General features: G+C 33.2%; 13 protein-coding genes. 9 read left to right on the top strand and 4 right to left on the bottom strand.

The window, feature by feature from the left end; all coding sequences use genetic code 11:
* Window positions 1–100 precede the first annotated feature (100 nt).
* The 4 genes from HM986_RS03565 to HM986_RS03550 all read left to right on the top strand — a co-directional run bounded on the left by HM986_RS03565 (window position 101) and on the right by HM986_RS03550 (window position 3,265).
* Window positions 101–1,243, top strand: a complete 1,143-nt coding sequence (locus HM986_RS03565) for a methionine aminotransferase (RefSeq protein ID WP_179333695.1) — start codon at window positions 101–103, stop codon at window positions 1,241–1,243.
* 77 nt (window positions 1,244–1,320) lie between these two features.
* Window positions 1,321–1,848 (top strand): hypothetical protein, encoded by a 528-nt coding sequence (locus HM986_RS03560; RefSeq protein WP_179333694.1) that lies wholly within the window; start codon window positions 1,321–1,323, stop codon window positions 1,846–1,848.
* A 44-nt stretch (window positions 1,849–1,892) separates the two neighbouring features.
* Window positions 1,893–2,480, top strand: coding sequence for a hypothetical protein (locus HM986_RS03555; protein ID WP_179333693.1), 588 nt, complete (start codon window positions 1,893–1,895; stop codon window positions 2,478–2,480).
* Window positions 2,481–2,482: 2 nt separating this feature from the next.
* Window positions 2,483–3,265 carry an amidohydrolase gene (locus tag HM986_RS03550; protein WP_179333692.1) on the top strand — a complete coding sequence of 261 codons (783 nt, stop codon included), beginning with the start codon at window positions 2,483–2,485 and terminating at the stop codon, window positions 3,263–3,265.
* On the opposite strand, the gene HM986_RS03545 is transcribed toward HM986_RS03550, so the two are convergent.
* Complete coding sequence (locus HM986_RS03545; protein WP_179333691.1) at window positions 3,249–4,859, bottom strand: Ig-like domain-containing protein; 1,611 nt, start codon at window positions 4,857–4,859, stop codon at window positions 3,249–3,251. The two genes, HM986_RS03550 and HM986_RS03545, sit on opposite strands and share 17 nt — an antisense overlap.
* Window positions 4,860–4,915: 56 nt before the next feature.
* Window positions 4,916–5,593 carry a ComF family protein gene (locus tag HM986_RS03540; protein WP_179333690.1) on the bottom strand — a complete coding sequence of 226 codons (678 nt, stop codon included), beginning with the start codon at window positions 5,591–5,593 and terminating at the stop codon, window positions 4,916–4,918.
* Between the two features lie 70 nt (window positions 5,594–5,663).
* Between HM986_RS03540 and HM986_RS03535 the strand changes: the two genes are divergently transcribed.
* Window positions 5,664–6,548: a hypothetical protein gene (locus HM986_RS03535; RefSeq protein ID WP_179333689.1), complete on the top strand. Its 885-nt coding sequence runs from the start codon at window positions 5,664–5,666 to the stop codon at window positions 6,546–6,548.
* 77 nt (window positions 6,549–6,625) lie between these two features.
* Entirely contained in the window at window positions 6,626–8,164 is a 1,539-nt protein-coding gene (locus HM986_RS03530; protein WP_179333688.1) for a glycine--tRNA ligase, read from the top strand.
* A gap of 118 nt (window positions 8,165–8,282) precedes the next feature.
* Here HM986_RS03530 and HM986_RS03525 read toward each other — a convergent pair whose 3' ends face one another.
* Together HM986_RS03525 and HM986_RS03520 are read right to left on the bottom strand one after the other, a co-directional pair.
* Window positions 8,283–9,317 carry a flavin-containing monooxygenase gene (locus HM986_RS03525; RefSeq protein ID WP_179333687.1) on the bottom strand — a complete coding sequence of 345 codons (1,035 nt, stop codon included), beginning with the start codon at window positions 9,315–9,317 and terminating at the stop codon, window positions 8,283–8,285.
* 91 nt (window positions 9,318–9,408) lie between these two features.
* The gene (locus HM986_RS03520; protein WP_179333686.1) at window positions 9,409–12,834 is read right to left on the bottom strand and encodes a hypothetical protein; all 3,426 of its coding nucleotides are present in this window, start codon (window positions 12,832–12,834) and stop codon (window positions 9,409–9,411) included.
* A gap of 112 nt (window positions 12,835–12,946) precedes the next feature.
* On the opposite strand from HM986_RS03520, the gene HM986_RS03515 reads away from it, so the two are divergent.
* The 3 genes from HM986_RS03515 to HM986_RS03505 all read left to right on the top strand — a co-directional run bounded on the left by HM986_RS03515 (window position 12,947) and on the right by HM986_RS03505 (window position 15,987).
* Window positions 12,947–13,708 carry an exodeoxyribonuclease III gene (locus HM986_RS03515; protein ID WP_179333685.1) on the top strand — a complete coding sequence of 254 codons (762 nt, stop codon included), beginning with the start codon at window positions 12,947–12,949 and terminating at the stop codon, window positions 13,706–13,708.
* A gap of 62 nt (window positions 13,709–13,770) precedes the next feature.
* Window positions 13,771–14,730, top strand: coding sequence for an OmpA family protein (locus HM986_RS03510; protein ID WP_179333684.1), 960 nt, complete (start codon window positions 13,771–13,773; stop codon window positions 14,728–14,730).
* A 219-nt stretch (window positions 14,731–14,949) separates the two neighbouring features.
* Entirely contained in the window at window positions 14,950–15,987 is a 1,038-nt protein-coding gene (locus HM986_RS03505; RefSeq protein WP_179333683.1) for an aldo/keto reductase, read from the top strand.
* Window positions 15,988–16,040: the final 53 nt, after the last annotated feature.

Below are 16,040 nucleotides of genomic sequence, written 5' to 3'. Positions count from 1 at the left end.
ATGTTTTAGTGGATAAAGACTTCTTTTTTATGAATTGCACATGTTAAAGTTTGTTAGTAGTGAACAGCATGTGGCGGTTTAAAACAATACCTATAAGCATATGAATATTACCTCAAAATTACCTCACGTTGGCACCACCATTTTTACAGTTATGAGTGCTTTGGCAAAAGCGCATAATGCTTTAAATCTATCACAAGGTTTTCCTAATTATCCAAGTTCTCAAAAGTTGAATAATTTGGTAACTAATGCCATGAAAAATGGGTATAATCAATACGCTCCAATGGCTGGCAATTTAGAGTTGCGTTTAGCGATTGCTCGTAAATACGAATTACTCTATAAGAGCACCTATCATCCTGAAAAAGAAATCACAGTAACAGCAGGTGCAACCCAAGCTATTTATACGATTGTTTCAGCATTTGTAAGACCAAATGACGAGGTTATTATATTTAAACCTGCTTACGATTGTTATGAGCCAGCGGTTGAAATTAATGGTGGTAAAACAATTCCGATTCAATTATCTGCTCCAAATTATAAAGTCAATTGGGATGAAGTGGCTTCAAAAATTTCGACTAAAACAAAACTAATTATTATCAATTCTCCACATAATCCCAGTGGCACCATTTGGTCTAAGGAGGATATGCTTCAACTTCAAAAATTGACAAAAAACACCGATATTATTATACTGAGTGATGAGGTTTACGAACATATTGTATTTGATGATGTACAACATCAAAGTGCATGTTTGTTCGACGATTTAAAACAACGCAGTTTTATAACCGCTTCCTTCGGGAAAACTTTTCATAATACAGGTTGGAAAATTGGGTATTGTTGTGCACCAGAAAACTTAATGGCAGAATTTAGAAAAGTACACCAATTTAATGTGTTTTCGGTAAATCATCCATCACAAAAGGGCATTGCAGATTATATGCAAGATGCAGAAACTTATTTAGGGTTAAATACTTTTTTTCAGCGGAAACGTAACTTGTTTTTGAGTTTAATTTCAGAATCTAGATTTAAGTTTCAGCCATCACAAGGTACCTATTTTCAAGTGTTGGATTATTCTGAAATCACAGACGCGTATGATGTAGATTTTGCAAAACAATTAACTAAGGAATTTAAAATTGCAGCCATTCCGCTTTCGGTTTTTAATGCTAATAATCAAGATGATAAGGTATTGCGATTTTGTTTTGCTAAAACAGACGATACTTTAATAAAAGCAGCAGAAATTTTGAATAGCATCTAATGTTAAATCTTTCGTAATACGGTGACTTTATTAGTTTTATTGTGTCTTATTAATAGAAACAAAAGTTAGAAGAAAGTATGAAAATTCAATATGTATGGTTATGTTTTTTAATAGGTTTAATGATGTCTTGTGGTAGCACTGAGCGTGTGATTACTAAAGATGGAAATGTCTATGAGATAAAAGGGAATTCTATTAGAAATAATGGAGCGGATGTTACGGAAACATTATCAGAGAAGCGCAAGTCTGAAATTGCATCAACTCTTAAAGCAAATAGAAAAGCCAAAGTAGAAGCAGAGACATTAGAAGATGAGCTTAAAGCTAAACAGAAAGCATTAAAAGAAAGAGAAGAAGCTGTAGAAGAGAAACTAGATGAACTTGAAGAACGACAAGAAGCACTGCAAGAAAAGTTAGAAGCAAAAGAAGATGCTCGTGATGAATTTTTGAAAGCAAAGAAACGTTTAGAAAAGCAACAAAATAAATATGAAAAATTAAAGAAAAAAGGCAAATTATCAACTAATGATGACACCGAGTGGTCAGAAAAATTAATCGATTTAAAAGACGCGCTTAAAGAAGCAACGGAAAAAATGAATAACTTAAATAAATAAAAATTATGAAATATATATTAACTTGTGTGAGCCTAGTGTTTGTGTTGTTTTTAAATGCACAAGAAATTACCAAAGAGGGTAAAATCTATGAGGTGAAGAATGAAAAGATATTTTTAGAAGGTAAAGATGTTACGGAAACTTTAAGTTTAGAAGAAAAAGCAGTTATTTTTAAAGAAGCTGCGGCGATTACAGAAAAACTTAAAGCTGAAGCAGCAACAAAGTTAGAAGTAGCAAAAGCTAAGGAAGTTGAAGCTAAAGCAAAATTGGAAGCAGAACAAACGAAGGCAGAAGCTGTAAAGTCTGAAAAAGCAACAGCAATGCTCAAAAAAGAAGAAGAAGAGGCGGTTAAGGAAAAAGAAAAAGCCGCAAAAAAGTTAGAAGCTGAAAAAGAAGCCGCAGAAAAAGCCCAAAAGAAAGCCGAAAAAGCTCAAAAAAAGGCCGAAAAAGCGCTGGAAAAACAAGCAAAGCTAGAATCTAACTTACAAAAGGCTGAAGATAAATTAGATAAGTCGCAAAAGAAATATGAGAAGTTAAAAAGAAAAGGTAAATTGTCGCCTGTTGATGATAGTAAGTGGTTAGATAAATTATCAAAGCTTACTGAAAAAGTAGAAAAAGCAAAACGAAAATTATAACTATGTCTCATGTTTTAAACGTAGCCTTAATACAAACCTCATTAGTTTGGGAAAGCCCCAAAATAAATCGACGTTTGCTAAATGATAAGATCAACACCATTCCTACAGGTGTTGATCTTATTGTTTTACCAGAAATGTTTACGTCTGGATTTACTATGAATCCTGAGTTGGTTGCAGAAACTATGACGGGAGAAACCATAGTTTGGTTGATGAAATTGGCCAAAGAAAAAGATGCGGCTATTATGGGGAGTCTTGTAATTTCTGAGAATAACAATTTTTATAATCGCATGGTTTGTGTGGAGCCTTCAGGTGTAATTACAACTTATGATAAGCGCCATACGTTTACTTTAGCAGGCGAGCATAAGGTGTATACAGCTGGTACTGAGAAAGTGATTTTTAATTATAAAGGGTGGAAAATCTGTCCGTTGGTTTGTTACGATCTTCGTTTTCCAGTTTGGGCTAGAAATGTTGAGAATTACGATCTTTTAATATATGTTGCTAACTGGCCAAAAGTGCGTATTAAAGCTTGGGATGCTTTATTGCAAGCTAGAGCTATAGAGAATATGACGTATTGTATTGGTGTAAATAGAGTGGGGTTAGATGGAAATAACCATGAATACTCTGGTCACTCTGTAGTGTACGATGTATTAGGAAATAGAATGGATAATTTGTCTGAAAATGAAGCTGCTACAGCAATTGTCGTTTTAGAAAAAGAGTCCCTTACTAAATATCGAGAAAAATTAAATTTTTTAAATGATAGAGACAGCTTTAGTCTAGAAGTGTAAACTCTTCAACAAAATCAAAATTAGAGCGTACTTCTTCAATAGGTTCTGAATAGCTAACACGTTCAGGTTGAATACCTAATAGGAAATTCCCAGTGTCATATTTTCCATTTCCATTAGTATCAAAAATAGCACGCAGTTTATATTTTTTAGGGACTAGATTTCTAAAATCTACTACAGGTGAATCTTTAGCATAACGTTCGTACATAACTTCACCTTTATCGTTCACCAATTGCACAATTAATGGGAATTTTGCATTTCTAATATTAACTCTAATATTTCCATACTCAGATTCCATTTTGGTTCTAATAGAGTAGGTTAGTGTATCTGTATTGGTGCTGTCATAGAAATCGGTAAATGTGCCAGGAAGCATGGTAATGTTATACTTCTGACCTTCTTGTTTGTCTATAGGGAATTTATACCTGTTAAAAATAGAATCATATTCCACTTTTAACGGTACGGTTAAAGAGTCTTTGTCAATAATTTTAATCCTAGTTGTGTCAATTCTAGTCAATGGAATATTAGCTTCAAGAGTAAAATCTTCATCAAAATTCAACGTTGATTGTGAAGATGATTTTATACTTAAAGAATCTCCTTTAATGGTTCTAAAGCGATGTTTAAAGGTGTCTATTTGCTTATCGTTTTTAACGATAAAGAATGTGGTATCAATTTCAAATTTCGGCTTATACCAATAGTATAACGTATCTGTTTTGGGATCTTTTACAATTCGGGTTTTGTAATCTTCGGGTGTGTCGCCTAGCACTTCGATTCGCATAGATTCATAATCACCTTCATACGGAAAAATAATGCGCGTTTCACCATCTTGAGAAGGCTTCACTGCTTTGTAATTTACGTTTTCATTGAAAAGATTCAGTTGATAGGATTCTTCTGTTGGAACCGTAATTAACTCTTCTTTAAAGCCTATTTTGTCATTTTTCTGATTGAACATATAATTTGAGTTCATATCCTTTAATGCAATTAATTTATAGGTTCCCGCTTTAATGTTTTCAATGTTAAAACTTGTAAGACTGTCGAGTGTATTGGTAATATATCTTGGTTTTTGTTTGTAAATAATAGAATCTGTATACGTTGAATCTACTTCATACAACATTACCGAAATAAATGTATCTGGTTCTTGTTTTAAAGCATCAGTGACATAACCTTTAACAGATAAAGAATCGATGATGTTACCTGTAGAGAATACATAGCGATAATAAGGATAAGGGTTTTCTTCGTTGTTGTCTACAATGCTTTCTCCAAAATTAAACGCGTATGTGGTATTGGCTTCTAAAGTGTCAATTATTTTAATTGTAATGTAGTCACTCGCCCCACTCATTGGTGTAACCATTGGTTCAGTGTCCATTGGAGGCGATACAATGAGTTGTTTTCTAAGGTCTTTTATTTTGATGTATTCATTAAAGTAAATTCTAATTTCATCACCTTTAAAGTTAGTCGAAAAATTAGGAGGTACAGATTTTGTGATCTCGGGAGGTAAAATATCCTTCTCTCCACCTGTAGGAGTGCCACGATTGGCGCAACTAGCTATACTAATTGCAATTAAAATGAGAATTAAAATTCGCAGTGAAGGTAAACGCATCTATTCAAAATAATTTAGCACAAAGAAACAATATAATTTATTTAGAAACGAAAAAATTAATCTGCAATTGCCATTGTAGCAAGACTTAACTTAATATTATCAATTTTTAACAAAACAGTCGCGCAGGCTTCAACCGTTGCCCCAGTGGTAATGATGTCATCTACTAGTAATATATGTTTTCCTCTTAATGAGTTATTTTCAGAAATTCCGAATAAGGCACCATCATCATTCCACCGCGTTAAACGCCCTTTAAATACTTGTGTTTTAGTTGGTTTTGTTTTTATTAAAACGGTGTCATTATAGTCGGCATTTAGTGCTTCAGCAATTGCTTTTCCAAATTTTGCAACTTGGTTGTAACCACGCTTCCTTAATTTAGATTTATACAAAGGTACGGGTACAACAACATCTATAGTGTTGTAAGCTGCTACCGTTGCTAGTTCTGCTCCAAACCATTTGCCAAAGAATTCTCCAATATCCTCATGACCTCTATATTTTAGATTATGTAATATTTGCTGTACAATTCCTTTTTTTGAAAAATGTAATAAGGCAGTTGCATTTTCAAGTTTGACACGTCCGTATACTATTTTTTTTACATCTTCGGCATTATCAAGATGAAAGTTGGTAACAGGTAAATGATGTCTGCAAGAGATACATAAAACAATTTCATTATCTGCTAAAACGTTATTACACGCTTCACAAACCATGGGAAAGAACAAGTTTAACAAGTTTTTCATCACTTAGTCGATTAAAATAAAATTAGACTTTAATTAGCTCTAATTTCGCATTAAATTAATAAAAATAATAATGATAGTTAACCCTCAGCTATTTAATTATAGATTGATTATTAGTTCTTTATTAGTCGTTTTAACTGTTTTAGGAGTCTATAGCTTTAATAAATATAAGTCCATTGAATCTTATGAAGATTTCTTAAAACAAGAAAAAATTTTGATAGAAACAGAATTATCAGAATTATTGACAAGTTATGACGCGCTAAGTCAAGACTATAGTTTTATGTCTTCTCAGCTTATCGAAGCAAAATTAGAAGCAAGTAACGCTTTAGATTCTTTAAAATTATTAAATAGTGATTTATCAATTATTTCTAAGTTTAAGGATCAACTTGTTGTTATAAAATCTAGAAATAGAGTACTGCTAAGTACTATGGATTCTTTAAATTCTGTAAATAAAAAATTGCAGAATGAAAAACGTTATGCTTTAAGTACAATAAAGGATAATGCCTTAAAAATAAATGGTTTAGAAGATGTTAATGATTCGTTGTATAAAACCATAGATAATGCGGCCTCATTAAAGGCAAGTCATATTAAGGCGCAATCGTATAAATTAAAGTCGGGTAAAAAGCGATTTACAGATCGTGCAAGGCGCACCAATGCTGTTGATGTCTGTATTACGTTAAATGAAAATCCTTTAGCATTATACGGTAAGAAAGATATTTATATTCAGATTGTGAGCCCACAAGGTAATGTTGTCTCGGATAAAGGTGAAGTGTTTTTTGGTACTACCTCATTAAACTATAGTTTTAAAGAAAGTATAAATTACGAAAAAGAAAATTTAGAAATATGTACCGCTATAATTGCTGATGATGAGGATCAACCCTTCTTAAAAGGTGTTTATTTTATCAATATTTTTCATGAAAATGTAAAACTAGGTAGTACAAGTTTGAACCTAAAATAAGGAATACGTATAATAAACGATATAATTTTTGAAAAACCGTTCTGTTAATCAGAGCGGTTTTCTATTTTTGCAACATTATGGCAAACGAAGATCAATTTAAAAAAGTAATCTCTCACGCAAAGGAGTATGGTTACGTGTTTCAGAGTAGTGAAATCTACGATGGACTAAGCGCAGTGTACGATTATGCTCAAAATGGAGCAGAATTAAAGAAAAATATAAGAGACTATTGGTGGAAAGCCATGGTGCAAATGCACGATAATATTGTAGGGATTGATGCTGCAATTTTTATGCATCCAACCACTTGGAAGGCTTCTGGCCATGTCGATGCTTTTAGCGATCCTTTAATTGATAATAAGGATTCTAAAAAACGATATAGAGCAGATGTTTTGGTAGAGGATTATTGTGCTAAAATTGAAGCGAAAATTGAAAAGGAAGTTAAAAAAGCAGAAAAACGCTTTGGTGACGCTTTTAATAAAGAAGAATTTATTTCCACTAGCGGACGTGTAGTTGGTTACCAGGAAAAAATCGATTCTATTTTGAAACGTTTAGGACAATCTCTAGAAAAAGAAGATTTAGCAGACGTAAAAGCTTTAATTGAAGAATTGGAAATTGCTTGTCCTGTAGCAGGAAGTCGTAATTGGACAGACGTTAAGCAATTTAACCTAATGTTTGGAACTAAACTCGGTGCTTCTGCAGAAACGGCAATGGACTTATATTTAAGGCCAGAAACAGCGCAAGGTATCTTTGTTAACTTTTTAAATGTTCAGAAAACAGGACGTTTAAAAATTCCTTTCGGAATTGCACAAACGGGAAAAGCATTTAGAAACGAAATTGTTGCAAGACAATTTATCTTTAGAATGCGCGAGTTTGAGCAAATGGAAATGCAATTTTTTATAAAACCAGGCACACAAAAAAAATGGTTTGAGCATTGGAAAGAAACACGTATGAAATGGCATTTATCTCTAGGAATGGGCGCTGATAATTACCGTTTCCACGATCATGAGAAATTGGCGCATTATGCTGATGCTGCTACCGATATCGAATTTAAATTCCCATTTGGGTTTAAAGAATTGGAAGGGATTCACTCGCGTACAGATTTTGATTTAAAACAACATGAAGAGTTTTCTGGTAAAAAATTACAATATTTTGACCATGAAGATAACGAAAGCTATACACCTTACGTTCTTGAAACCTCTATTGGTTTAGATCGTATGTTTTTAGCTGTTTTCTCAAATGCTTTAGTCGAAGAAGAATTAGGAGATGGTAAAACACGTACTGTTTTAAAACTTCCGGCGGTATTAGCTCCTGTAAAAGCAGCTATATTTCCGTTGTTGGCAAAAGATGGTTTACCAGAAGTTGCACAGCAGATTGTTGAGGACTTAAAGTGGGATTTTAATGTGGCTTATGAAGAAAAGGATACGGTTGGTAGACGTTACAGAAGACAAGATGCTAACGGAACACCATTTTGTATCACGGTAGACCACGATACTTTAGAAGATAACACCGTAACGATTCGTCACAGAGATACAATGGATCAAAAACGTGTAAAGATCGAAGATTTAAAAGAGATTATTAAAGCAGAAGTTGATGTGAAACATTGGCTAATGAAAATGTAATTATAAATGCTGTGAAAACAGAAGTTTTAAATAAATTAAAACACCCAAACTTTAAAAGTTTGGGTGTTTTTTGGTTTTTAAATGATATCCAATCAGGTAAACCTCTAAATAATTATCACTATAAAATTTTATTAGCTAAATAACCAGCATCTTTTTTTATACCTCCTAATGTTGCGGAACCTCTGGTATGTAGCCAAGGAAGACCGATAAAATAGAGGCCTTCTGTAGTACTTATTCCTCTATGATGTTTTGGGTAGCCATCATCGGTAAGTTCTAAATTATCTATCCATTCAAAATTAGGCTTGTAGCCCGTAGCCCAAACAATATTTTTAACGTCTGTTAGTTCGGTTGTCGCAGTTTTTATAGTATTTAACTCAGCATCTATGGTATGACCTACAAGTGCTACGTTATCGCGATTTATAATCGTTTCTACATCCGTACCAATTATAGGTTGCTTAGATTGATTAATTTTTTTTCCAATCCAAGAGTCTTTACTAAAACTTAAAAATCCTGTTTTTGTAAACCACCACCACAGCGTTTTTCCTAAAAATTCTTGAGGTAACGTTCTAATATCCGTACTTCCTGAAAAATAAGTGGTATTCGATGTATTGCTAGAAATTTCATCCAAAATTTGAAAGCCACTATCTCCACCACCCACAACTAAAGTCGAGCCTTTTTGTAATTGATCTGAGTTTTTGTAATAATTACTATGTACCTGATATATGGTGTCTGAAAGCTTGTTATGACATTTTGGAGTGTAAGGAATATGAAATGGTCCTGTAGCGATAATTACATGCTTACAGATAATTTCCTGTTGATTCGTTTTTATAATAAAGTGAGTCTCCTTTTTTTCAATATGTTGCGCTAAAGTGTTTAATTGTAAAGGGAAGTCAAATTTTTCGACATAGGTTTTAAAATAATTGGCAACTTCGTATTTGTCTGGGTAATGACCTTTTGGTGCAGGAAAAGGCATGCCTATTAAGTGATTAAACTCAGTAGGAGTAAATAATTTTAAAGAATCCCAACGGTTTAACCAAGATGCTCCAATTTCGTCTTCTCTGTCAATTATTAAAAAATCCTTCTGATGTTGTTTTAAAAAATAAGCCATAGAGAGACCTGCTTGTGCAGCGCCTACTATTACAAAGTCTTTCATTACTGTATTTTGTTGTTGTGATGGCAGTATACCGTTTTTAACGGTTTTAAACAAATTGTAAGGGCATGTATTTAAAAGGTTTTGAGGTTTTTTAAAAATAAGCCTTCAATTGAACCGTCCCTGTATGGATCATTTTAGAGGTTTCAGATTTACGTCCAAAATAATTCAAATTCAAATCTAAATATTTCGTTAGTTTTTTTTGTGCTAGTAAGCTCCATGTAAAGTTTTTTCCTGGCTGCAACCCCTCAAGTATTTGGTACGCTACTGGCGAATTAGAATTCCCTTCAAATTCATTTTTGAAGAAGTTGAATTCACCTGTTAGTGCTATTTTTTGAGCATTATTATACGTAAAAGACAAACCATAATTATTCTGAGCTAAGGTTTCTAAACTTCCTATAGTGTTTTCTTTGGAGGTGTACTGATAAAACAAATCGAATTGTGCGTTTTCATTAAACAGATAAGATAATTTTGGTTGAAATCGGGTTTCTTCAATATTAAAATTTCGGTTTGTGAAATTTTCACTTATACTCTCATTATTACCATAGATACTCAACATATTTACTAACCAATTTGTAGAAAATTTATGGTTAAAATTCAGTTGATGGTTGGTTAAACTATTTTCCTGAGATCCTATAGATAATAAATTTCGACTCGTATTTGTTAAAAAAGTATAACTCGTTGTATAGTGTTGTTTTCCTCTGTTATAAAACAATACATTTCGCACACTATTATTTAATGCTAACTGATTTTCCTCATCGTCTTTAAATGGATTGAGATTGAAATTATTACCGTCACGTTTTATTTTTCTATCTATTAAATAAGAGGTCTGATTATAAAAATGGGAGAAGAATTTTTCGGTTTTATTTTCAGATTTAGTCCATTGTTGTGGATTAAAAGTGATGGTTTGACTCAAGCGATTTTGATGTGTACGCACAAAAACCTGATTCGGCAATAATACCCGGATATAACTGCCTTGATCCGAGAATTGTGCAATTTCAAATTCATTTAATTCTTGTATGCTATTCTCGTTGTAGTCAATCCAAGTGTAAGCTCCTTGTCCTGCTTCAACTTCAACATAGGTGAAATCTTGTTGCGCTAAGGTTCCAGAATTCGTCTCAAAATTGGTATTCCATAAAACGAGATTATTAAATAGTTTCTGACTAAAATTTAGGCGACTATTTAAACTTTGTTCGTCTTCAATAGAATTGTCTTCAGATTTTAAATCTCTGTAATTTAAAAACAATTGAAGATTGGTGTTTTTATTCTGAATAACTCTAGATTTCAAATAATAGGTGTTAGAACTGTTAACACGCTCTAAATCGTTGTTACGCAAACTATCATTAAAACGTTTAATATAGCCGACTTCTGCAAATACGCTTGTGCTGTCTCCAATTCCGACAAAGGCCTCATAGGATTTAAATTTTTGACTCAATGCGGTTAATGAATCGGTCGCGGTAACGCGTTGTTCGTTATCCTCTGTAGCGAATTTTACGCCAGTCCATTTGTTGCTTTTACCATATACAACACGGTTAAAAGAGCGTAAAAATGTAGAGCGATTTATAGTACTTTCATTATTTAAAATACTAGAATTAGTGACAACCCTGAAATCACCTAAACGCAAATTCGCAGTAATATGATGTCGGTTTCCATTAAAATTTTCAGAATAGTTTAAATGTTCAAAATTATAAGTAGCTAATCCTTTTTTAGCATGTGATAAACGCAATCCTGTTGTGAGTAGCAATTGATTTCCAAAGTCAAAATTATCTTCACCCGTTTCTGAAGTCTCTAAATTCCAGTCCCTATTAAATTCAGCTCTATACAGACGTTGAATGGTATTAAAATCTTTTTGAATAAAATCGGCATCAACCAATGCGGATAAGTTCCACAAACTATCTGTCTGAATAATACTTTGTTTTAAAGTAAATTTTCCGGCATAGCCATCATTATTGTCATCATCTAAGCTTGAAAACAGGTTACTATCCTTTTTGCTACCAGCCAATTCAAAAAAGAGATCTGTTTTTGTGCTTGGTTTATATTGGCCATTAACAATAGCAATTTGCAAGCGTTCGGGTGGAATCAGTTGCACTATTGGTTCATAATTTCCTTGAGGTACGCCAGCAATTGGTGCTATATATTCAAAAATATTATTAATGGCATTTGTATTCACTAGTACATAATTTCCCTGATTTGCACCAACCAATGTAAATCGCACACTAAATAAGTCGTCTTCAGGATTATTAGAAAACACAAATATGTCTTCTGCTCCAAAAGTTTCTTTTCTGTATAGAATTCGATTTTCGGAATAGGATGTCGGTGTTGCAGAAGGCGCAGACATTAAATCTTGATTATCACCAGCGTCTGCTAAAACTTGCGTTTGCTCTGTAGAAAGATTTTGTTGTAATGGTTGATTTTTAGCATCACTTTCAGAATAAATTGACACATTCAATTTGAGCGTTTCGGTTTCAAAATTAGCACCCCCAAACACTGTAAATCGTGAATAATTACGTTCACTAAATTGATAATCTACAGTAATTCGCATTTCTGAAGTGATGGGGAATGTTGAGTTAAAAATGATTTCTCCAGCATTATAATCGATGATATAATCGTTGTTTTCTCCACGTTTTAAAGGCACGCCATTAACGTAGACGGTTTCACTACCAGACACTACAAGAACGTATAATTCATTATTTGAACCGCGTAATTTATATGGACCTTGATTACCTTCTTGAGCTGTAAATTGAGTGGTAGTAAACTGACCACGCACTAAAGCACCTGAAGCATAAACTGATGTCTTTTCACTTAGATTAGCATTCACCATTAAACCTTGTACACGTTTAGAGAAATTAGCGAAATAACTTTTAGTATTCTCTAAGTCTATATCTCCTGCACGTATATTCCAATCGTCGCTAAATAGTTCAATAAATACTTGGTCAAATTCATCTAGACGTTGCGAATAGCCGCTTTCTTGCAGCGGAATATTAGCATCTTGTATAGATGCTCTTAAGGATACTTTATCACTCAGTTTTCCTGAAATTTGTAAATCGAGTTCACTATTTAATACTGAATTCTGATTGTTTCCAATAGTTACTCCTCGCGAAATACTTCCCGATGTTGTTAAACCATCGAAAGGGGTAAAGGTGTTTTTAGAGGTGGTGTTTTGAAGTTGGTATAATTGCTGAAATTCAGATGTGCGTTCAATGATAACAGTATCGTCTAATTGCTGGTAAACATTAGTTAGAAATTTTGGATAACGTAAATATTCAATTTGTATGGTATCCATTTCAATAGGCTGCTTAAAACGAAGAATGGCCTTAACAAAATCAACAGTATATAAAGTAGAATCTATAATTTTGTTGTCTTTAGAGCTGACCTTAAATAATGCGGGGTTGATGTTAACTGAATCAATCTGAATGGAATCTTTAACGGCTATTTTCTTTTGTATATAATTACTCGGATTCTCTTGTGCCGTAGCACTGAAAGAACAGATAATTATAATAATAAGTATAGCGTATTTCATGTAGAATAATAACTTCTTAAAGCAAGAAATATTTTATCGTTAAATGCAGTATAAAATTATAGGGTAAAAGTACAGTATTATTTAATTTAGCCGTTAAACAGAAAATGACGATATGAAAATAGTTTCTTATAACGTAAATGGTATTAGAGCGGCCGTTAAAAAAGGCTTTGTAGATTGGTTAAAAGCAGCAGCACCAGATGTAATTTGTTTACAGGAAATTAAAGCCATGGAGGAACAAGTCGATTTAGATTTGTTTACAGAAGCTGGTTACAACTTTAATTATTGGTTTAGTGCACAGAAAAAGGGTTATAGTGGAGTCGCTATTTTATGTAAAGAAGAACCGAATCATATAGAATTCGGAACAGGCATAGAATCCATGGATTTTGAAGGTAGAAATATTAGAGTGGATTATGATGGCGTGTCAGTAATGAGTATGTATTTACCATCTGGAACTAACGATGCAAGATTATCTCATAAGTTTGAATATATGAATCTTATTCAAGGGTATCTAAATGAACTTCAAACTGAAAAACCAAACTTAGTAGTTTGTGGAGATTATAATATTTGTCATGAAGAAATCGATATTCATAACCCAAAAATGAAAGGTGTTTCAGGATTTTTACCTGAAGAGCGCGAGTGGTTAGGAGAATTTATAGATAGTGGTTTTATTGATAGCTTTAGGTATTTACATCCTGAGCGTCAGGAGTATTCTTGGTGGAGTTACAGAGCAAATTCTAGAGCAAACAATAAAGGTTGGAGATTAGATTATGCCATGGTAAGTGCACCATTACAAGAAAAAATAAAACGTAGCGTTATACTAACAGAAGCAGTTCATAGTGATCATTGCCCTATTATGCTCGAATTAGATTTGTAAGTTTTAAACTGAAATCTAAGCACAAAAAAAACGATTAATAAATATATAATAGTCTCTAAATCATGATTAAAAAACTTTCAATTTTAGCATTAACATTTACACTGTTCTCATCGTGTGTATCAAAGAAAATCTACACAGATCTTGAAGATAAGTACACGACTCTTAAAAAGGAAAATCGCAGTATGTCTGATGAGTTAGAAACCTTATCTAAAGATAAAAACCAATTGAGTAACGACTTAGATAAACTTCAATCAGCTTACGATGTTGCTGTTGCTGATCGCGATAAGCTCCAAGCAGATTACGCTGCAGCTAAAACAAATCTTGAAACTTTAAAAGCGTCCTACAAAGCTTTAGAAGAAAATAGCTCTGCATCAATTGCAAAAAACGCACAAAAAAACAGAGAACTTTTAGCACAGTTAGAAGCTAAGGAGCAGGCTCTAGCAGCAGAAAACGAACGCTTAAATACCTTAAAACAAGAATTAGAAAGTCGTTCGCAACGTGTTGCTGAATTAGAAAATGTAATTGCTTCTAAAGATGCAGCCATGCATAAATTAAAAGATGCGATTTCTAAAGCCTTAACTAATTTTGAAGGTAAAGGATTAACCGTTGAACAACGCAATGGTAAAGTCTATATCTCTATGGAAAATAAATTGTTGTTTGAATCTGGAAGTTGGTATGTTGGAGCACAAGGAGCACAAGCTGTAAGACAATTAGGAAGTGTATTGGCTGAAAACCCAGAAATCTCTGTTTTAATTGAAGGGCATACTGATGATGTACCTTACAAAGGAAATGCGCAGTTAAGTGGTAACTGGGATTTATCAGCAAAACGTGCTACAGCTATTGTAAATATCCTTAGAGAAAACGACGCTATTAATCCAGAAAACTTAACAGCTGCCGGTCGTGGTGAATTTGCACCAATTGCAACAAACGATACTGCAGAAGGTAAAGCTAAGAATAGAAGAATTGAAGTGATACTAACACCTAAGTTAGATGAGATTTCTAAATTATTAAACGAAATATAAATCAAAACATCAGTGCAAATCAAGTTTTTTTCCTTGATGTGGCAATCTGCCGAAGGGTAGTTTTTCGTTTAATGAGAGTGCTACGCCTTTCATCAGTGTAATGACGAATTAACAATTTTTTAGACCTCACATATTTTTAAAACATGTGAGGTCTTCTTATTTTTACAGTAATATAGGAGTTTAACTAAAAAGATATTCCTGCTTTCAAAGAAACCAAAGATGAAATACACAACCCTACCAAATACAGATATAAAAGTTAGCAAAATATGCCTGGGTACCATGACTTGGGGAAATCAAAATACTCAAGATGAAGGTTTTTCTCAAATGGATTTTGCATTAGATAAAGGAGTTAATTTTTTTGATACGGCAGAATTGTATCCTGTGCCAGCACGAAAAGAAACGTATGCGGAAACCGAACGTATTATCGGTAATTGGTTTGCTAAAACAGGAAATAGAGATAAGGTTGTTCTAGGCTCAAAAATAGCAGGAACAGGTGATTATACTGCACATATCAGGACGAATGGTTTTAGTAAAGAGGCGCTTAACAATGCTGTAAATGACAGTTTAAAGCGTTTAAAAACCGATTATATAGATTTGTATCAGCTACATTGGCCAGAAAGAGATACAAATACATTCGGTAAACGCGATTATAATTATAATTCAAAAGATAAATGGGAAGATAATTTTAATGAAATTCTTCATAATCTTGATGATATTATTAAATCTGGAAGAATAAGACAAGTAGGTATTTCTAATGAAAAAGCTTGGGGAACCATGCGTTATTTAGAAGAGTCTAGACAGCATAATTTACCGAAAATGATTACGATTCAAAATGCCTATTCTCTTTTATGTAGACCTTTTGAAGGAGATTTGGCAGAAGTGGCGCATAGAGAAAACATAGGTTTGTTAGCGTATTCGCCGATGGCATTTGGTGTGTTATCAGGGAAATATATAAACGGAACAGCTTCAAAGAATGCACGTTTAAATGTGTATTCTCATTTTTCACGCTATAATAGCGCAAATGCAACGGAAGCAGCGAAACGTTATTTGAAAATTGCAGAAGATAACAATATGTCCTTGGCTCAAATGTCTTTGGCTTTTGTTAATGAACGCCCATTTATAACTAGTAATATCATTGGTGCTACTAATCTTCAGCAATTAGAAGAAAATATAGATAGTATTAACATCTCATTATCAGAGGATATTATGGAAGCCATAAATGCTGTACATGCTGAGATTCCTAATCCTGCGACATAAGTTAGTGGCCTAATTAAAAAAAGCACTCATTTTTAATGAGTGCTTTTTTTATT

Origin of the sequence: Winogradskyella costae, assembly GCF_013403865.1 — a bacterium.
Classification (GTDB): Bacteria; Bacteroidota; Bacteroidia; order Flavobacteriales; family Flavobacteriaceae; genus Winogradskyella; species Winogradskyella costae.
Note: the sequence above shows the minus strand (reverse complement) of the source record. Positions and strands in the feature narration are given on the sequence as shown.